Origin of the sequence: Coxiella-like endosymbiont (assembly GCF_030643785.1) — a bacterium.
In the GTDB taxonomy this organism is placed as follows: Bacteria; Pseudomonadota; Gammaproteobacteria; order Coxiellales; family Coxiellaceae; genus Coxiella.
Genome location: NZ_CP094378.1, coordinates 74,124 through 93,378, shown reverse-complemented (window position 1 = coordinate 93,378; position 19,255 = coordinate 74,124). Strand labels below are relative to the sequence as shown.

Genomic DNA, 19,255 nt, shown 5'->3' with positions numbered 1-19,255 from the left:
GTCTAGGAAACACCATACCAGTATGGTACTGAAGAAAGTAATAATATGCTAAAAAATAAAAAAATATCCTTGTTTAAATCCTTATCAATGTCTGACATTGATCTCGATAACAAACGTGTTCTCATCCGTGAAGATCTCAACGTGCCAATGGAAAATGGCAAAATTAACAATGACGAAAGAATTATTCGAGTATTACCGACCATTGAAAAAGCACTGAAGGCGAATGGACGGGTAATAATTCTATCTCATTTAGGGAGACCACAAGAAGGAAAATTTGATCCAGACTTTTCGCTAGCTCCTATAGCAAAAGCATTAAGTAAAAAATTAAATCGCAAGATACCACTTGTTAAAAATTGGCTCGATGGAGTTACCGTTGAATCGGGAACTGTTGTGTTATGTGAAAATGTTCGATTTAACGTGGGCGAAAATGATAACGATTCCGCCTTAGCTCAGCGTATGGCGAAATTGTGCGATGTTTTTGTTATGGATGCCTTTGCAACGGCGCATCGCGCGCAAGCTTCCACGGTGGGGATTGCAGAATACGCTCCAATAGTTTGCGCAGGGCCTCTCCTTATTTCTGAAATTGAAGCTTTATCGTGGGCATTACATAATCCAAAAAAATTTGTGGTGGCTATTGTAGGCGGTGCTAAAGTCTCTTCGAAAATCCATTTGTTAGAGAATTTATTAGATAAAGTCGATCAATTAATTGTAGGAGGCGGAATCGCAAATACCTTTTTGAAGGCAAAAGGCTATTCAATTGGGAAATCTTTATGCGAGAACGACTGGTTGGATCATGCGCGTCAATTTTGGGAAAAAGCAACAAAAAAAATATTTCTATCCCCCTTCCAGTTGAAGTTATTGTTGCGTCTCAACTTTCTAAAGACGCAAAATCAACAGTAAAAACTGTGGATGCAATTGCAGATAACGAATCTATTTTTGATGTAGGACCAAAAACATCAGCAAGCTATGCTCGTCTTATGGCTCAGGCCAGTACCATAGTTTGGAACGGTCCTGTTGGTGTTTTTGAAATCGAGGCTTTTAGTCAAGGCACGTGCGCATTAGCACAGGCAATTGCTGATAGTGATGCTTATTCTATTGCGGGAGGTGGAGACACCTTAGCTGCTTTAGATCGATTTGGTTTAACAAATCAGTTTTCTTATATTAGCACCGGCGGTGGAGCCTTTTTAGAATTTTTAGAAGGGAAAACACTTCCTGCAATTGAAATTTTAATCCAACGAGCAAAATTTTATGAGCAAAAATAATCAACACATGTTGCGTCGTACGAAAATTATCGCGACTTTAGGTCCTGCGACAGATGACCCCTCAATTTTAGAAGAAATTATTAACGAAGGCGTGGACGTTGTTCGCTTGAATTTTTCTCACGACTCCCATGAGCGTCATAAAAAACGAATTGAGATGGTGCGTGAGGCTGCCAAAAAACAAGAACGAGTAATTGGGATTTTGGCAGACTTGCAAGGACCCAAAATTCGAATATCGAGTTTTAAGCTAGGAAAAATAAAATTAAAGAAAGGAAACCAGTTTATTTTAGACGCGGATTTACCTCCTGTTGAAGGAACCGAAGGAAAAGTGGGGATTGATTATAAAAACTTGCCGCAAGATGTAAAAGCTAACGATGTGTTATTGCTAGACGATGGGCGTCTCAAATTGATCGTTCAAGGTGTTGATGGAAATAAAATTATTTGTCGGGTAGTAGTGGGTGGCGAATTGTCCAACCACAAAGGAATTAATCGTTTGGGGGATGGTCTCTCGGCGGAGTCGATGACGGAAAAAGATATCGAAGATTTAAAGTTTGTTGTCAATCTCAATGTGGACTATATAGCGATTTCATTTCCCCGGGATGCAGAAGATGTTCTTAAGGCGAAACGTTTGATTCAAGGTTATAAAGGGAAAGCGGGCGTTATTGCTAAAATTGAACGTGCTGAAGCTGTGAAAAATATTGATACCATTATCGAAGCCAGCGACGGTGTTATGGTTGCTCGCGGCGACTTAGCTGTTGAGATTGGCGATGCTCAAGTGCCCTTAGTTCAAAAAGATATTATCCATCGAGTCCGTTCTCTTGATAAGCCCGTCATTATTGCCACTCAAATGATGGAGTCGATGATCCACGCTTTTATGCCTACTCGAGCAGAAGTATCTGATGTAGCTAACGCTGTTTTGGATAATACCGATGCGGTTATGCTTTCGGCCGAAACGGCAGTGGGTGACTATCCGGTGTTAGCAGTTGGAGCCATGGTTCGAACCTGTATGGCTTCCGAATTGCAACCCCGTTCGCATACTTCGCGTCATCGTGTAGAGTGCTGTTTTAAACGCATTGATGAAGCTATTGCAATGGCAACAATGTATACAGCCAATCATTTGGACATTAAAGCAATTGTGGCCTTAACAGAATCAGGAATGACTCCTCTGTGGATGTCACGAATTCGAACAGCAATTCCTATTTATGGTTTAAGTCGTTTTGATAAATCCTTGGGGAGAATGACTCTCTATCGTGGGGTTTATCCGATTAAATTCGATCCCACTCAATACAGCCAGAAAGAGGTCAATATTGTCAATATTAAGGCTATTGAAGTTATGGAAAAACAGGACTTATTGAAGAAAGGAGATTTGGTAATATTGACTAAAGGTGATCATATGGGTGTTGGAGGTGGTTCAAACGCTATGAAGATTTTAACCGTGGGGAAAATAGTTTAATACACTAAGGAGGTTCTATGGCCCTAATTACGTTGCGACAATTGTTAGATCATGCAGCTGAGCATGGGTATGGTGTTCCTGCTTTTAATGTTAACAACTTAGAGCAAGTACGTGCCATTATGGAAGCAGCTGATGAGACTCGAAGCCCTGTCATCGTTCAGGCCTCAGCAGGGGCGCGTCAATATGCTGGCCCCCACTTTATTCGGGCGCTCATTCTCGCGGCAACCGAAGAATGGCCCCATATTCCGATTTGTATGCATCAAGATCACGGGGCTTCCCCAGCAGTGTGCCAACGGTCTATTCAAATGGGATTCACCTCAGTGATGATGGATGGTTCTCTCCTTGAAGACCAAAAAACCCCGGCGGACTATGAATACAATGTCTCTGTAACAGAATTAACCACGCAGATGGCTCATGCTTGTGGCGTTTCAGTGGAAGGTGAGCTTGGTTGCTTAGGTTCGCTAGAAACCTTGAGAGCGGGTGAGAAGGATGGCGGCTCAGGTGATGAAGGAGAATTATCACGTGACCAGATGTTGACCGATCCAGAACAAGCTGTTGATTTTGTCAGAAAAACAAAAGTAGACGCGCTGGCTATTGCTATTGGTACCAGTCATGGCGCTTATAAATTTTTACAACCTCCGACGGGAGAAGTACTCGTAATTGATAGAATTAAAGCTATTCACGAACGACTTCCAGATACGCATTTGGTAATGCATGGTTCTTCGTCGGTGCCCCAAGAATGGCTTAAAATAATTAATGAATATGGTGGTAAGATTCCTCAAACTTATGGTGTACCTGTCGAAGAAATCCAAGAAGGTATTCGCTATGGTGTTCGAAAAGTCAACATCGATACCGATTTGAGGTTAGCTTCTACAGGTTCCATTCGTCGTTATCTTGCTCAAAATCCTTCTGAATTCGATCTAAGAAAATACTTAGGTGAAGCACTTAAAGCAATGAAAGCCATATGCAAAATGCGTTACGAAGTCTTTGGTGCTGTGGGACAAGCTGAAAAAATCAAAGTGATTTCGCTTGAAAATATCGCCGGACGCTATAAAAATGGAGAGTTGGAGCCGCGAATTCAGGAAAAACAATCTGTTTCCTAGTGTATTCCTGGCGCTAATTGCTCCAAAAGCTCTTGATTCAAGAGTCGATTGCTCTTGACCGGGGGTAATCATAACAATTAATTATATAAATTTTGATATGAATAACGTCTTTCTCATTTAGTGGCAGCGTTATTTTCGATTAAGGAAAAAGCCATTCTAAAGAATTACTAAAGAAATTACTAAAGAATTATATACGTTGATATATTTTAATTTCCGAGGAAGAGGACGAGATGATTTTAATGAAATAGTTATTTTTAATTGGATTTTTTTAATACCAACGTTTACTTTTTCAGTATCATTGCATATTAAAAAATCGATTCATTCCCCAAAAACTACTGTTAACCATCCCTGCTCTTCACGATGAGCTTGTCTAAAAACATAAAAAATCCTTGCAAATGTGGAATTTGCAAGGGGCTGACCTTCATGCTGTTATCCAAATAATTTCCCAATTAACAGGGAAAAATTTTATTGTTGATCTTAGAGTTCAGGAAAAAGTGACGATTATTTCCAGTAAAACCATGTAGGTAGACGAAATTTATCAAGTCTTTCTCTCTATGCTACAAGTACTTAATTATACGGCTTATCCCTATGGGAAGTATTATAAAAATTGTTCCTGCTATGCAGGCAAAGAATATGGTGGAATATTATAGTTATAGTCCCAGCCAAATGCTGAATCCGGTGATCAAATTGTCGTTCGAGTCGTTTCTGTCGCTAATATTTCAGCCTCTCAATTAATATACCTCTCTTTCGATCCTTAATTCAGGAGTGGGGACCTTAATGCAGGAGTGGGGAAGTATATTAACGTATTACAATCCCACGAATATTTTAATCCTGGCGGGCTCAGCAGCCAATATCAATCGTTTAGTGAACATTATCCGAGAAATGGATGAAAAAATGATACAGCTATTCAAGCTGTACGTTTGAAATATTTGAGTGCGAGAAAATTAGTGGAAGTTTTACAGGCTCTACAAATAGATTAGCGGATCGCGTCTAAGGAAAGATTAATACGATATCGCTTGTGGCAGATGAAAAAATAACGCTATTTTAATTAGCGGCAATGAAGAAGAACCGCTCTAAAGTACGTAAATTAATATTATCCTTGGATACTTCTCAGATAAATGGCAGCACGAACAGAGTTGTTATTCATTTAAATTATTTAAATGCAAAAAAGTTAGCGTCCATTCTTACTAAAATTGTGCATGGTAAATTAGAGGAATAAAAATTACATAAAGGAGAGACTACTAATCAATTTGGGATTGGCAATGATGAGAACGGTCACAACAATGGCATTTCCATTCAACCAGAACAAAACAATAATGCGATTATTATTATTAATTAGCCAATGGACAATCATCCAAATGTTGAAAAAATAATTCATCAGTTGGATATTCGTCCCGATCAAGTATTAGTGCAAGCAATTATTATTGTTCGCGTTGATGAAAGTTTATTAAGACGGTTAGGTATTCAATGGGGGAGAGACTACCCTACCGGGAAGTGATTCCATTAGTGTAGCCAATCCTGCGGGCATTGGTTTTATTCCAAAAGGGGATCTGCGAGTGCTGATTCAGGCATTGGAAACATAACAACCTACACTGATATTTTAGCCACTCCATCAATTGGAGTATTAAATAATAAATCTGCAATAAATCTGCTATCATTAGCGATGGTAAAAATATGGCGATTATTAATCGTCAATATGAAGGAATTGGCGCACCAGTTTCTGATAATTCTACGTTGCCTTTTAATACTTTTGAACGTAAAGATGTTACCTTACAATTAAAAATAACTCTGCAAATTACCCCTGATAATACGGTAAATTTAGAAATTGAGCAGCAAGACAATTCTTTGAAACCCAATGCTGATTCCAGTCCTGATAATCCCACTATCGATACTAGAAAAATTAAAACTAGTGTATTGTTAAGCATAAGCAGCAGTGACATCCTCGTGCTCGGTAGATTAATGGGAAATAAAAATAAACAAAGTGAAAACAAGATTCTTATTCTGGGAGATATTCCTATTTTATTTTAGGAAATTTATTCCGCTATAAAAATCACACCATTGAAAAAAAATCTAATGGTTTTTATTCGTCCCGTTATTTTGCATAATCGATTGGATGGGCGTAAGGAGACTTTAAAACGATATCATTATATCCGATATCAGGAGTTTCGCAAAAAAGGCAGGATTGCCTCCAGATAGATAAACTGATATTACTACCAATCAATAAGGATTGGGTAGCTGATCCATCTCCATTTTAAAAATGACGATGACGCTTGTTAAAAATAGATCTACCACAGCCAATGAAAAATTGGTGAAAAAACGCTTGCCTTTTAACTACGACGACAAAGGCCCGGGGTATTCGTTCAATTTTTTACGGAAGAGCAGATGATTGTGGCTCTGCCGCTATTTACTCCAGAAATCGTCCTCGAATTACAGCGCTGCGCTATTGTAATCGCCTATTGAATTTCAGGCAAGTATCTCAACAGAAATTTGAAACTTTATTAGCACGTGCTTACGAAATCGGAACAGAAACGGCCATGGCGGCGTTTCATCGAATGGACGTTGATTTAAGCCAATTGATCACGGAACTTCTCCAGCACACGAAGATTTATTGGAAAGTAAAACGATGCTTCAATTATTCGTCTTTTGAATGCCATTCTGACTCAAGCCATTAAACAAATGGCATCGGATATTCATTTTGAAACTTTTGAAGACAAATTAGTCGTTCGTTTTCGCTGTGAAGACGTTTTTCGCGAAATTTTACAGATTCCTCGGGTGTATCGCTACTCATTGTTTCACGAATTAAAGTAATGGTAAATTGGATATCGCTGCAAAACGCTTTCCTCAAGATGGACATATTTCTCTGCGAATTGCTGGCCGGGAGCCCCGTTGATGTTCGAGTATCTACAAATCTCTACACACTGTTGGTGAGCGTGTCGTTCTGCGTTTGTTAGATAAAAACAGAGCCGTGCCCCATTGGATTTGCAAAACTGGGTATTATGGGGACACCGATACCTTGAGTTTAATGAAGCAATTAATTTTAAAACCCCATAGTATTATTTTAGTGACACAAGCCCTACCTACGCTACAGATTCTGAAAAAACAACCACTTTATATGCAGCATTAACAAAATTGAACAGCGCAATGCGAAATATTTTAAGGCTTAAAGATCCCATTGAATATTATTTACCTGAGGTAAGGACAGATTCAAGTAAATAATAAAATCGGCATGACGTTTGCTCGCGGATTGAGAGCCATTTTTCGACAAGATCCTGACCCATATTGTCAGGGTAAAGGAAATCCGTGATCTAGAGACTGCCGAAATGGCGGTACAAGCACAAGTTTGACGGGTCATTTGTGTTAATCTACCTTACATACCAACAGTGCTGCGGGGAGAGGCCGATCGCCCATTTGTGAAATACGCCCATTTGTGAAATATGGGAATTGAACGTTTTTTATTATCTTCTACTTTGATTGGTGTGGTAGCTCAACGGGTTAGTCCCGGTATTGTGCGCACAATGCAAACAATCGAAATTAACGACCTCCAGTGAACTCCGGCTCTTAGTTCTTAGAGAAAGCGAATTAGTCGCTTTCTCTATGAACTCGTAGGTTGTCATCATTATAACTGCACGGGTTATCGGGAACGAACGGCTATTTATGAATTAGTAGCGGTTATCTGTCAAATGCGAGATGAGATTCATGAGAATGCCAGTGAGATACTCATCGAAATTAATATTCGTAAAAATCACCCTAGTATGCAGAAAGATGGTTTTCGATCCGTTTTGAACGGGGAGAACACATTGGAGGAAGTGTTGTGTGTGTCAGGTGAATTTTAATGGAAGCTTATAGTTATTCAGCGCTAGACTCTAAAGGAAAACGTTAAAAAAGGCATACTTAAAGCCAATACGGCGCCTGCCAAGTCCGCCAACGATTGCGTGATCATGGATTTGGTGCTTGAAGTTAATGAAATATCACAGCGTCGTGCTCCTCATCAAATAGAGAAAAATTTTTCTGGAAGCGTTTCTTAACGAAACGAATGAGCGCGGCAGATTTGGCATTAGCCATATGGCAAATGGCCCACCTTACTGGGGAGCTGGTATTCCCTTGAACGAAGTGTTAACCTCCGTAGCCAACTAATCAGAAAAATCGCAGGTCAAAAGCTTATTACTAGGCGTACGAAGTAAAGTTTTAGAAGGGTACTCACTTAGAAGCTGGGATGGATGATTTTTCTTCGGCTTTTCCAAAATTGTATCGCACGACGTTGCTTCCGAGAAAAAGTCAGGTAAACTCGATCAAGTATTAATAAAATTAGCAGAATATACCGAAAAGCAACAGGCTATTCGACGAAAAATTCAACAAGCATTACTTCATCCGAGTTTAATGACACTGGTTTCAATTGGAATTGTAATATTTTTATTAATTTACTAGTTCCTAAAATCGTTTCTGTTTTTAATCAAACGCAACAATCTTTGCCTGTGGCAACTCTTGTTTTGATTGCTACTTGTTTTGATTGCTATTAGGTAATTTATAAAACTTTATGGATTGTATTTTTTAGCTCTATTTATTTTAGGGGGCTATACTTTTTTCAACGGTTGTTAAAAAAAGAACGATTCAGAATTTAGTGCGATTGTTTTTATTAAAATTACCTCTACCGGGAAAATGTATTCGTACTACCAATAGTGCCCCTTTTGGAAGAACGTTTGGAAATGCAGCTACAGTTTCTATGTTAGAAGTTATGCAGGCGGAATCCCAATTAATTACCGTGCTTCCGATGTGCTATACTGTAAAATTTGCTATCGAAAAAGTCCAAGAAGGCATTAATATCTATCGTATCTTGCAAGAAACTGTTTATTTTTTAACCATTTTATTCATTTAGTGGCAAGTGGCGAATCTAGTAGATAATTGGAAGTAATGTTACAAAAAGCGGTAACTATTCAAGCAGATATCGCCGTGTTAATTGACGGGTCATTAAAACTTTTTGAATCCGTAATGATTTTATTAATGGGCAGTGTCGTGCTCTTTATCGTGCTAGCGATTATGTTGCCTATTTTTGATTTGGATCAGATGAGTGGAGGATAAAATGAAAAAAATTAAAATTAAACTATCAATAAACGGGTGGCTTCACATTGATTGAAGGAATGGTCGTTGACTGAAGTAATGGTCGTGGTTGTTATCTTAGCAATTTTGGTAGCAATTGTTATCCCCGAATAATGTATCGTCTGATGAAGCTAAGATTGTTAAAGCAAGACAAGATGTATTATCTATTGAAAATACAATAGATCTTTCTATCTATAAATTAGATAACGGTTTTTATCCCGAGACTGAACAAAGAATTGAAGCACTTGTTAAAAAACCTAAAACTGACCCCGTGCTACAAGATTGGGGAATCGGCCGCTATTGAAAACGGTTTCCTGTTGATCGAAGAGGGACATCCTTATCATTACTTAAATCCAGGTAAACATGGTGATATTCATATTTTCACTTATGCTTCCAATAACGAACCCGATGGTGAGGGCATTAATGTGACGATGAGAAATTGGAATATTATAACCAAAAATAATAAAAACCAAGAAGGATTTACCCTGTTTGAGGTCGTCGTCGTAATGACTATTATCGCCATTATAACGACCATTGCCTTCTTATCGCTTCATCGTTTTGATCGTGGTCGACAAGTTATGCTTTTGCCAATCAATTAACTGAATTCATGAAATTAGTACAAAAAGAAGCTTTATTAAAACCTATTATTTTAGAGGTAAAATTTTCACAAAACGATTGTCATTTTGATTAATTTCAAAAAGATTTTCATTCACTGAAACAGAAATGGCAATTATTTAAGAGTCGTCCATTCTTAAGCTCACCTCAATTTTAAGATATTCAAATCAAAATATTAAAACGAAGGAAGAATATATTTTGCGATATTGTTTTTTTACTTAATGGAGATTTGTCTCTTTTTAATCTATTGATTTCTAATCAGAGGGGCAATCGCGTTTATCGTTTTTAACGTGATTCTAGTGGGAATATTCAATTACAAGAAATTAAATAGCCAACAAGGATTTACTTTAATTGAAGTTCTTGTGGCTTTAATTATTCTCGCGATGGTACTAACAGTTGTTATTTTAATCATACTTAATAGTGTTTCACAGCACTGCGCATGTAAAAAATAAAATAGCAGTTTATTAGATTCCCATCAATCTAATTGCGAGTATGCAAGTTGGTTTATTATCACTGCCTACTAATGAATCAGCGCAAAAAAGTAAAAGCACCGTACTTTATGAGCAATTTAAATGGGAAGCTAGCTCTGATCAAATAGGGGAAAACTATTATCGACGTATTTATATTGATGTATGGCAGGAGGGGTCCAGGATTAAGATCAAATATTTAATCAGATTCGTGAAATGAACTACTAAAAAAGTATTTCAAAGCGAATTACGCTTATTGAAGTTATAATTGCTTTATTTATTTGCCATTGTTGCTACAATGGCTACATTGGGTTTGTAATTTATTTTACGTACTTAGAAACATTTATGAGCAACTGATGCTCGAATATAAGAAATTCAAACAGTTTTAACTTTAATTCAATATGATTTTAACCAAATTATTCCACGCCCCATTACTAGAGAAAGTGGAGAGAAGTTACCACTCCTTTTCATAAATAAAACAGACAGCTTGGAATTTATACGTGGAGGATAACACTAATCCAGCAAGTGAATTTAAACGAAGCACGTTGCAACGCGTAGCTTATGAAAAAGTAGAGACTGATTTAAATTCGTTTGTCATGGGCCGTGCTGGATCGTCCTCCGCATATTATCCCAGAGAAACGTGTCCTATTGCATTAAGTGACTGAAATGAGTATTCATTATGTTAATAATGAAGGTCAAATTGAAAATACTTCGGTTCCTAACGTGAATAAAAATAATTCAGTTAAAACAACTCGTTTACTTAGAGCCATCAATTGTAACTTTGACTCTGAAAGGAATCGGTTCTGTTAAACGAATTTTTCCTCTAGTTGGACGAGTTTATGTGGAACAGTAAAAATCAAAATGACAGTGCACTTTTGAGTGCTTTATTAATTATGGCTATAATTATGGCTATTGGAGCAACAATTGCTACCACGCTTATTGTTTCACAGCGTTGGCTTTTCTATCAATCAAATCTTATTACAAATAGGAACCAATTGTATCTTAATCTCCAGTGTCTTCAAGATTGGGCAGAAATAATCCTTTTTAAAATTCCGACTTAAAAAAATTCAGATTTTAAGCAGTCGTTTTATGGAGTAGAAGTGATTAGAACGCTTTTTACCCAGAAAGGATTGTTTAATACCAACTGTCTAGCGCAAACGAAAAATTAATCCTCTTTTATTCTTTTAATACCATATCTCATTCCGGAGATGACATCAAAAAAGCTTTTGATTTAGATCAAGTTGTGAGTGATTAGTTATTGCCAGAAGGTATGGGTGGTGACATTTACTTGCAAGCAAAACCTCCTTATCGCGCAGCTCATAGGGGCATGGTTTCTCTGAGTGAATTTGCGTGCGGTATCGGGAGTTAACCCCATATTTTATGAAAAATTAGTTTCCTATTTAACTAACTGCTTTACCAGAAGATCAATGTCAAAAATGTCAAATCGATATTAATTATGCTTCCCTACAGAGTTTTTTTAACACTTAATAGTGTAAAATAACACCGGAACGTGCAAAAGAGCTCTATACCTGCCCGCAAGAACATAGACTTTTTTCGAGCGTGAATGATTTTATTAAATTATGTCGAGCGGATGGATTAGTTGAAATTAATGCAATTTCTGTAACAGATAACTTCTACTTATTACGAGCAGTAGCAATGTGCGATTAGCAGTAATTGAGATTGACCAGTTTGTTAATGCGATATAAAGATAAAGATAAGCAAGATAAAGTTAAAATTGTATGGCAACAGTCAAACATAGAATAACTCCGATACTCAGACTTAATAACGATGAGACCTTTACCTAGTTGGAGTGTGACGATTCAGGCACGGTCTTCTCACAAAAAATATTAGACCATTTAGCAGAGGCATCTTGGCTATACTTAAAGAGTGTTTATTTGTCGTGATTCCTAGTTAATATGTGCTAATGTCCACACGGTTATTATGCCAAAACTAAATCGGCACGAATTGGATAAAGCAATTTCTTTTGCTTTCGAAGAGTAGCTTACTAATGATATTAATAATTATCATTGTAGAGGTCATTGATAAGATATTATTTTAGAAAATTACCTAAAGCAATTAAAGCAATATAATCTCTTTCCTTTTTACGCTTATTTCTGATTTTTTTACTACCCCTCTTTTGGAAGGACAATGGTCCGTATTGATTGAGAAGAGAAGAGCTTTAGTGCGGATGAGTCATTAAAGAGGATTTTTGAAACTTCTAAATACCTCTCTTTATTCTTACAACTTACGCTCGAGAAATAGGAGGAGATAAATCTACTCAGATCACTGTTTACCAACGTAAAAAAATTTCTACCAACGATTTTCAGATTTAGGCTACAAAATTTCTTTACAATATTCTGTTATGCCTCGAACTAGTAATTATACGAAATTAATTAAAGAGACTCTTTTCAATTTTTTTGATAGGAAAATATCGATCAAAACAAAAATCTCCCTATCAACAAAAATATTGGAGAATCGACAGCATTGCTTTTGTAGTTTTGTTTTTTATTATTAGGTACGGAATCTGATGAATGGACAATTTTAAAAATGCATTCGGATCATTTATAAAAAGAGACTATGAATACGCTCTAGAAACTATTTCCTTACTTAAAAAGTATTACCTATTTTTGAGAACAAATTTCTCGAGAATTACATTTATTAACAAAGTCGAATCAGAGGGAGGATTAACTATATTCATTTATTAAACCGAGTGGGAGAGATTCTCCACCAATATTCCCAAAATACACCTAAAATTGCTAAGCTATCAAAACAGCCAATTGGTTTTACAAGTTACCACTGATCAACTATCCACTGTAGGAGATTTAGTCTACGCGCTTAACCAAGCTAAATTACATGTGAAACGGCAAACGCATAATCAGATTAAAAAGATAATTGCAGAGTTGACAATCCAATGATTGAAAAATGGTAGCAATTATTAAAAGATAAAAGAGCGCGAGCGTCGTCTGATAAGTGTGGGCGGTTTCTTAATTATGAGTTTGTTAGTTTACTTGTTAATTCTTAGTCCTTTCTTCATGGCGATCGTTAATTTGCAAACCCATATTGCCTTGCAGCGATCTTTTACTGTTTGGACAAGCATGCTGGTCAACAAATCCATAAGTTGAGACAAGAAGAGTTTGGGACAAAGCAACCAACTCAACGTTTATTCGTAATTGCTGAGCGGATATTAACCGAACAAAAATTAAGTGCTTATTTTCAGCAGGTGCAGCAACTCGAAATCAATAAAGTGACATTAACTTTCCACCAGGTGTCTTTTGATGATTGGATGGGTTGGGTGCAATTGCTCTCTAAACAATACGAAATCAATGTGGAGCAATTGAAGGCACAAAAAATAAACCCCGTGGACACCGTTGATACGATTATCGTTTTGTCGAAATAAGGTAGCTTGTCATTCTGAGCAAAGCGAAGAATCTCATTATTGATTAAAAATGAGATCCCTGGTTTCACTCAGGATGGGACGTATGTTACAATCCCCCGGAGGAGCAGTCTGTTGAATTGATTGGAGCGCATTAATGGCATTTACATTGCCGAATTGGCGGCTTCTTTAAACCATTTTACTGCCTACACGGGGAATTGCGGTGAACGCCGATACCGTAGTAGAACATGTAGCTATGGCATATTGAGCTTGAATGTTTCCTCTTTTAGCAGAAGCATACAGAGCCTATTAAAGCAGTATGGAAGTCTTGTTGATGATAAGGTGCTTGCCCTTCTGCGTATAACCGATTGGCTGTCACTGCACAACTGACTAAAAACGTGAGGAAAACAAATAAAAGTAATATAGAAAAAATCTTCTTCCACATAAAAATTATTTACTAATGTTAGCATAATTTGTTTTCGAAATTTTGGGTACCGGTAATAATAAGCTTTCTAAGCGACCATTATCATTAATGGATAACACGATCACGAAAGATATTCCGAATAAATAGCTCCTCCCCTCCAGGAACCGTAGACCCGACTTGATAGATTTTAGTTGGGGGTAGCGCCCCAGGTGCTGAAATTAAAGCACGAGAAGTACCCGAGTCGGATGATAGAGAGAAAGCGGTGCCTTGGAGATTTAATTGCAATGTAGTGGGTGAGGGGGTATTATTATTATCGAGATTTTGACTTTATTGACCGAAAAGGTGAAATTCTGAAATCGATGAAACTTCGGTGGGAAATGAAATAAATAATCATCCCAATTGCCAAAAACGAATGAATAATTAGCAAACCAAACAATGCAGTGATGAGAAGTGGCATCCGTGTGTCTTTGCGTAAAAAGTCCCTAAAAAAATAGCTAGACGTGGCATTCCTTGATTTTACCTTAGAACTCGGCGAACTTCGGTCACGTTTCGCATTCTATCTTAAACAATGTTATACTTCACCTCTATATCTATTTAGGTTAAACATTTAAGCTTATGACCGAATCTGTGTCCCCTGTCTATCAAGAGGCAAAATACCTCATCAGCGCAGCTGAATTTAGCGACTTACCGCCGGACGAGGGAGCTGAAGTTTCTTTCATTGGGCGGTCCAATGCCGGCAAATCCAGCGCATTAAATGTAATCACAGGTATTAAAGGATTGGCGCGTACCAGCAAAACGCCCGGTCGAACGCAAATGATAAATTTTTTCGCCTTAAATGAGAGGCAACGTTTGGTAGACTTACCCGGCTATGGATACGCTAAAGTTCCTCGTATGGTTCAAGAGCGTTGGGAAGAGTTAGTGGATAGTTATTTAAAAAAACGGTGCTGTCTGAAAGGATTAGTAGTGGTCATGGATGTACGACATCCTTTAAAAGAAAGGGATGAAGATGTGATTGAATGGGCAGTGAAGTACGATATTCCCCTTCATATACTTCTCACGAAATCGGATAAGCTGAGCCAAAGCGCAGCGAAAAAAGTTTTTAGCGACGTACAAGCACAGCTGACCACATACAGCAATAAAATATCCGTTCAATTATTTTCTTCTCATGATCGAACTGGTCTGGATGAAATAAAATCAGTATTAAATGACTGGTATCGATAAAATTGAAAAAAATGAACCAAAAGGGTTGCCTTTTTAAAAAAACCGCTGTAAAGTCCCAGAATTGTAAATAACCGACCTCTTTAATGGGGGTCTAAAGCCGTGTTACATTACACCTGCCTAAAACCTCCCGGTAGTCCCTTAGTTTAGGATTGATGGCAATTCGCTAAGTCGTTTTGAATTTTTGATTTTCGAGCAAGTGTAGAAAGTCAATGAACAATGGCTAGGACATTAGAAATGTCATGTCTTAATTTGTTTGGGCGTGGTATCACTAACTTCAGTTGATGCCACTGAAATTTCTCCATCACAAAAATGGAGCATGATATGTTGTCGTTTCCAAAAAAAACATATGCAAAAAATGAAGTCGTTTCATGGCCAATCCCAAATTATTGGGATATAGTCGCTCTCTTATTGGTTTTAGCCGTTCTCATTTTATTGGACTATGGTGCCAACACAATGATGGCGAGGTTTGATGTGGGGGAACCCCTCCCTATTTCATTGGATCCAGTCATGTTGCCCTATTACGCGTTACGCACAGTGTTGCGGATGCTAATTGCGATGTTTTTTTCATTATTATTTACCTTTACTTGTGGTACTTGGGCTGCCAAAAGCCGACATGCGGAACGCATTATTATCCCTATAATCGATGTTTTGCAGTCAGTACCTGTGCTAGGGTTTTTAACGATCACAGTGACAGCTTTTGTCGCCCTATTTCGCGGTGGTTTGTTAGGACCGGAATGTGCAGCATTATTTGCAATCTTTACGGCACAGGCATGGAATATGGCTTTGAGCTTTTATCAAAGCCTTCGAACTGTGCCAAATGATTTGCAAGAAGCGGCCACAATGTTGCAATTATCCGCATGGCAACGATTTTGGCGAGTGGAAGTTCCGTTTGCCATGCCTGGTTTACTATGGAATACCATGATGTCGATGTCGGGCAGTTGGATTTTTTTAGTGGCTTCAGAAGCTATTACTGTGGCAGGACACAATATCCTGTTACCAGGTATTGGTTCTTACATCAGGATGGCCATCGAGCACGCGGACAAAATGGCCGTCGTTTATTTAATTATTACGATGATTATCGTAATCGCATTATATGATCAATTGTTGTTTCGTCCACTGGTTGCTTGGGCAGAAAAATTCAGCGCAGAAGTAAGTGTGGGAGAAAGCGAAGCACAATCGTGGGTATTGAATTTATTTCAGCGAACGCGATTTTTACGTTTTATTGGCGAATATTTTTCCTTATTAGGAAATTCAATCGTTAATTGTCGGCTCTTTCGTTATCGTCCTCCACGAAAAGCAGCCGAATATCGATATTTATTGCGTCGATTTTTCACTGTGAGTTGGAATGCGTTTTTAATTTTAGCCATTCTGGTCTCTTTTTTCTTGTTAATGCGTTTCATTTTAGCGGAAGTGAGCTGGACTGAGGTATTTCATGTCTTTTATTTGGGTTTTTTAACAGGATTACGTGTTACCATTTTTCTTATTCTCAGTTCGCTCATTTGGGTTCCCATCGGCGTTTGGGTTGGCTTACGACCCAATGTTTCTCGGATAGTTCAACCTCTCGCGCAATTTTTAGCAGCATTTCCTGCTAATTTATTATTTCCCATTGTGGTGATCCTAATCATTCGATTTGCTTTAAATATAAATGTTTGGACTTCGCCGCTGATGCTTTTAGGGGCGCAATGGTACATTTTGTTCAACGTCATTGCTGGAGCGATGGCCTTGCCTAAAAACTTACACCATGTTGTCGGTACGTTGAATGTTAAAGGATGGCTTTGGTGGAAACGATTTATGTTGCCGGGAATATTTCCTTATTACATTACAGGTGCCATTACGGCAGCAGGTGGTGCTTGGAATACGAGTATTATTGCTGAAGTAGTGAGCTGGGGAAATACGCATTTGCAGGCAACCGGGTTGGGTGCTTATATCGCATCGATTTCCCAACAGGGTGATTTTCCTCGTCTCGCTTTAGCGATTATGGTGATGTCTTTGTATGTGTTGGTGTTTAATCATGGCTTGTGGCGACCGCTCTATCGACTGGCGGAAGAACGTTTTCAGGTTAAATAAACAGGCAGAGGTTAGCGATCGTGAAAAAAATAATTTTCCCATTATCGAAGTTAAAAGTGTGAGCAAATTATTTAAAAAACAAGGATTACAAGATTTATTAGTGTTAGACCGTATAAATTTTAATTTAAACGAAGGAGAAATCATTGCAATTTTAGGAAAATCTGGATCTGGAAAATCTACCCTATTGCGGATAATTGCAGGTTTAATTAAACCGTCATCGGGAGTGGTGCTTTATCACCATGAACCCATTATTGCACCTGTTCCTGGATTAAGTATGGTGTTCCAACATTTTGCCTTGATGCCATGGCTCACCGTGTTAGAAAACGTTGAGTTAGGCTTAGAGGCGAGGGGTGTTCCACGTGAAGAATGTCGCACTCGTGCTCTTGAAGCTATTGACATCGTTGGCCTTGATGGCTTTGAATCAGCTTATCCGAAAGAATTATCCGGTGGCATGTCACAGCGAGTGGGATTAGCGCGAGCATTAGTGGTAGATCCCGAAGTATTATTGATGGATGAACCATTTTCAGCATTGGATGTACTGACCGCTGAAAATTTACGGAGTGATTTAATTGATATATGGCGTTCTGGAAAAACCAACATTAAAAATGTCATTATTGTAACCCATAATATTGAAGAAGCTGCATTTTTAGCAGATCTTATTTTGGTATTCTCAATTAATCCTGGAACCATTCGTGCTGAAGTGAACGTGGATTTACCGCATCCGCGGAACGATCAAGATCCAAAATTTCGTCAAATTGTGGACAATATTTATGGATTAATGACCAAACCTGCAGTGGAAACTGTTCCGGAAGCGATTAAATTTAAGACGATCAATGTGGGTTATTGGTTACCGCAAGTACCTATTTCAGAAATGATGGGCTTTATAGAAAATTTGGCCTCTTACGATCAGAAAAAAGTAGATTTACCTGAATTAACTGAAGAGTTGCATTATGAAATTGATGAGTTGTTTCCGATTATAGAAGCGCTCGAAATACTGCATTTTGCGCATGTCTCCGGAGGAGACGTTGAATTAACAGCGGCAGGACGTCAGCTAGCAGAAGCGAATATTTTAGAACGCAAAAAAATATTTGCGAAGCACTTAACTGAATATGTCCCCCTAGCAAGTCAAATTCGTCAAGAATTAAATGAACATCCTAATCACGAGATTTCGGAAGAACATTTTCTGGATAATCTTGAGAATTATCTCAGTGAACAAGCAGCGGACGAAGTTTTAACTACTGTCATCGACTGGGGTCGCTATGCAGAAATTTTCGCTTACGATTATAATTCGGGTATTCTAAGTTTAGAGAATCCTTAAATGAAATTCTTTTCGGAAAAGACTGAAACATTTTTGTTGAATGGGCTTGCAGGCAAGCTTGAGGTAATGACTACGCCAGCCACCGATTCAGAAAGAGCTGTTATGGGTGTCATCTGTCACCCTCACCCGCTATACGGTGGGACAATGCATAATAAGGTTGTGACAACAGTATCCAAAGCGTTTGAGCAATTGGGAGCAAAAACGGTGCGGTTTAATTTCCGCGGTGTAGGGAAAAGCGAAGGGCATTATGATGATTCTTTGGGTGAAACTGATGATTTAAGAGCAATTCTGGGATGGGTTAAAAGAGTTTGTCCGAATGACGAAATTTGGTTAGCCGGATTTTCTTTCGGCTCTTATGTGGCTGCCACAGCGGCCAACACAGACCCTGATATCGCACGACTTATCACTATTGCGCCGACGGTGAACAATTATAATTACCACGCGTTCACAAGCATTACTTGTCCTTGGTTAGTGGTGCTTGGTGCTGAGGACGAATTGGTTCCTCTGGAGCAAGTTAAAGCCTTTGTGGAACAACCCCCGGTTCCTATCCGTTTTGTAGTGATCCAGAAAGCCAGCCATTTTTTTCATGGCAAACTGATTGGGTTGCGAGAAGCATTGGTACGTGAATTGGTTTAAGCTCAGCTAATCTATCAGTGATTGACAGGCTGTCAGGCCTTCGCTAAACTAATTGCCTTCGCTAAATTCTAAACTAATTAAAAACTAATATAAAATCTGATGTTATATTAGTGGGATAGTGGAAAGTTTTTTAAGGAAGCAAGCAGGCGCTTTTGAATGTTGCCATTAACCAGCCCTCGCTATGTGGGAAAGACGATCTTGATTAAACATATCTTGAACATATTG

General features: G+C 38.3%; 23 protein-coding genes and 1 pseudogene. 23 read left to right on the top strand and 1 reads right to left on the bottom strand.

Features of this window, described 5'->3' with window-relative positions:
- Window positions 1-45 precede the first annotated feature (45 nt).
- The 19 genes and pseudogenes from MRH55_RS00470 (at window position 46) to gspM (ending at window position 13,388) form a co-directional block, all read left to right on the top strand.
- Window positions 46-1,262 (top strand): annotated as a pseudogene (locus MRH55_RS00470) (phosphoglycerate kinase).
- Window positions 1,249-2,712, top strand: coding sequence for a pyruvate kinase (gene pyk, locus MRH55_RS00465; RefSeq protein ID WP_304985583.1), 1,464 nt, complete (start codon window positions 1,249-1,251; stop codon window positions 2,710-2,712). The pseudogene MRH55_RS00470 and the gene pyk overlap by 14 nt, the downstream one beginning before the upstream one ends.
- Window positions 2,713-2,729: 17 nt before the next feature.
- Complete coding sequence (fba, locus tag MRH55_RS00460) at window positions 2,730-3,815, top strand: class II fructose-bisphosphate aldolase (protein WP_304985582.1); 1,086 nt, start codon at window positions 2,730-2,732, stop codon at window positions 3,813-3,815.
- 395 nt (window positions 3,816-4,210) lie between these two features.
- On the top strand, window positions 4,211-4,339 hold the full coding sequence (locus MRH55_RS00455; RefSeq protein ID WP_369421578.1) for a hypothetical protein: 129 nt from the start codon (window positions 4,211-4,213) through the stop codon (window positions 4,337-4,339).
- An 818-nt stretch (window positions 4,340-5,157) separates the two neighbouring features.
- A complete protein-coding gene (locus tag MRH55_RS00450; protein WP_304985580.1) occupies window positions 5,158-5,313 on the top strand; it encodes a hypothetical protein in 156 nt (51 codons plus the stop codon).
- A 176-nt stretch (window positions 5,314-5,489) separates the two neighbouring features.
- Window positions 5,490-5,843, top strand: a complete 354-nt coding sequence (locus MRH55_RS00445; RefSeq protein WP_304985579.1) for a secretin GspD/PilQ domain-containing protein — start codon at window positions 5,490-5,492, stop codon at window positions 5,841-5,843.
- 648 nt (window positions 5,844-6,491) lie between these two features.
- Window positions 6,492-6,623 carry an ATPase, T2SS/T4P/T4SS family gene (locus tag MRH55_RS07445; protein ID WP_369421576.1) on the top strand — a complete coding sequence of 44 codons (132 nt, stop codon included), beginning with the start codon at window positions 6,492-6,494 and terminating at the stop codon, window positions 6,621-6,623.
- A gap of 136 nt (window positions 6,624-6,759) precedes the next feature.
- Window positions 6,760-6,939 (top strand): hypothetical protein, encoded by a 180-nt coding sequence (locus tag MRH55_RS00440; RefSeq protein WP_304985578.1) that lies wholly within the window; start codon window positions 6,760-6,762, stop codon window positions 6,937-6,939.
- A gap of 5 nt (window positions 6,940-6,944) precedes the next feature.
- Window positions 6,945-7,031, top strand: coding sequence for a hypothetical protein (locus tag MRH55_RS07440; protein WP_369421574.1), 87 nt, complete (start codon window positions 6,945-6,947; stop codon window positions 7,029-7,031).
- A gap of 10 nt (window positions 7,032-7,041) precedes the next feature.
- The gene (locus MRH55_RS07435) at window positions 7,042-7,119 is read left to right on the top strand and encodes a hypothetical protein (RefSeq protein WP_369421572.1); all 78 of its coding nucleotides are present in this window, start codon (window positions 7,042-7,044) and stop codon (window positions 7,117-7,119) included.
- Between the two features lie 274 nt (window positions 7,120-7,393).
- Complete coding sequence (locus tag MRH55_RS07950; protein WP_439647901.1) at window positions 7,394-7,648, top strand: ATPase, T2SS/T4P/T4SS family; 255 nt, start codon at window positions 7,394-7,396, stop codon at window positions 7,646-7,648.
- 409 nt (window positions 7,649-8,057) lie between these two features.
- A complete protein-coding gene (locus MRH55_RS07430) occupies window positions 8,058-8,240 on the top strand; it encodes a type II secretion system F family protein (RefSeq protein WP_369421570.1) in 183 nt (60 codons plus the stop codon).
- A gap of 193 nt (window positions 8,241-8,433) precedes the next feature.
- The gene (locus MRH55_RS00435; protein WP_304985577.1) at window positions 8,434-8,688 is read left to right on the top strand and encodes a hypothetical protein; all 255 of its coding nucleotides are present in this window, start codon (window positions 8,434-8,436) and stop codon (window positions 8,686-8,688) included.
- Window positions 8,689-8,714: 26 nt separating this feature from the next.
- Window positions 8,715-8,891: a hypothetical protein gene (locus MRH55_RS00430; protein ID WP_304985576.1), complete on the top strand. Its 177-nt coding sequence runs from the start codon at window positions 8,715-8,717 to the stop codon at window positions 8,889-8,891.
- A 115-nt stretch (window positions 8,892-9,006) separates the two neighbouring features.
- A complete protein-coding gene (locus tag MRH55_RS00425; RefSeq protein ID WP_304985575.1) occupies window positions 9,007-9,213 on the top strand; it encodes a type II secretion system protein GspG in 207 nt (68 codons plus the stop codon).
- 13 nt (window positions 9,214-9,226) lie between these two features.
- Entirely contained in the window at window positions 9,227-9,508 is a 282-nt protein-coding gene (locus MRH55_RS00420) for a prepilin-type N-terminal cleavage/methylation domain-containing protein (RefSeq protein WP_304985574.1), read from the top strand.
- 306 nt (window positions 9,509-9,814) lie between these two features.
- Window positions 9,815-9,976, top strand: a complete 162-nt coding sequence (locus MRH55_RS07425; protein WP_369421225.1) for a type II secretion system protein — start codon at window positions 9,815-9,817, stop codon at window positions 9,974-9,976.
- A 515-nt stretch (window positions 9,977-10,491) separates the two neighbouring features.
- On the top strand, window positions 10,492-10,656 hold the full coding sequence (locus tag MRH55_RS00415) for a hypothetical protein (RefSeq protein WP_304985573.1): 165 nt from the start codon (window positions 10,492-10,494) through the stop codon (window positions 10,654-10,656).
- Window positions 10,657-13,076: 2,420 nt separating this feature from the next.
- Entirely contained in the window at window positions 13,077-13,388 is a 312-nt protein-coding gene (gspM, locus tag MRH55_RS00410; protein ID WP_304985572.1) for a type II secretion system protein GspM, read from the top strand.
- 505 nt (window positions 13,389-13,893) lie between these two features.
- Here the strand turns inward: gspM and MRH55_RS07415 are convergent.
- Window positions 13,894-14,073, bottom strand: a complete 180-nt coding sequence (locus tag MRH55_RS07415; protein ID WP_369421221.1) for a hypothetical protein — start codon at window positions 14,071-14,073, stop codon at window positions 13,894-13,896.
- Between the two features lie 330 nt (window positions 14,074-14,403).
- Here MRH55_RS07415 and yihA point away from each other — a divergent pair, with 330 nt between their 5' ends.
- The 4 genes from yihA (at window position 14,404) to MRH55_RS00390 (ending at window position 19,030) form a co-directional block, all read left to right on the top strand.
- Entirely contained in the window at window positions 14,404-15,009 is a 606-nt protein-coding gene (gene yihA / locus MRH55_RS00405) for a ribosome biogenesis GTP-binding protein YihA/YsxC (protein ID WP_304985571.1), read from the top strand.
- 321 nt (window positions 15,010-15,330) lie between these two features.
- A complete protein-coding gene (locus tag MRH55_RS00400) occupies window positions 15,331-17,076 on the top strand; it encodes an ABC transporter permease (RefSeq protein WP_304986179.1) in 1,746 nt (581 codons plus the stop codon).
- Complete coding sequence (locus MRH55_RS00395) at window positions 17,003-18,394, top strand: ABC transporter ATP-binding protein (protein WP_304985570.1); 1,392 nt, start codon at window positions 17,003-17,005, stop codon at window positions 18,392-18,394. Before MRH55_RS00400 ends, MRH55_RS00395 begins: the two co-directional genes overlap by 74 nt.
- Window positions 18,395-19,030: an alpha/beta hydrolase gene (locus MRH55_RS00390; RefSeq protein WP_304985569.1), complete on the top strand. Its 636-nt coding sequence runs from the start codon at window positions 18,395-18,397 to the stop codon at window positions 19,028-19,030. It begins immediately after the preceding gene.
- Window positions 19,031-19,255 lie beyond the last annotated feature (225 nt).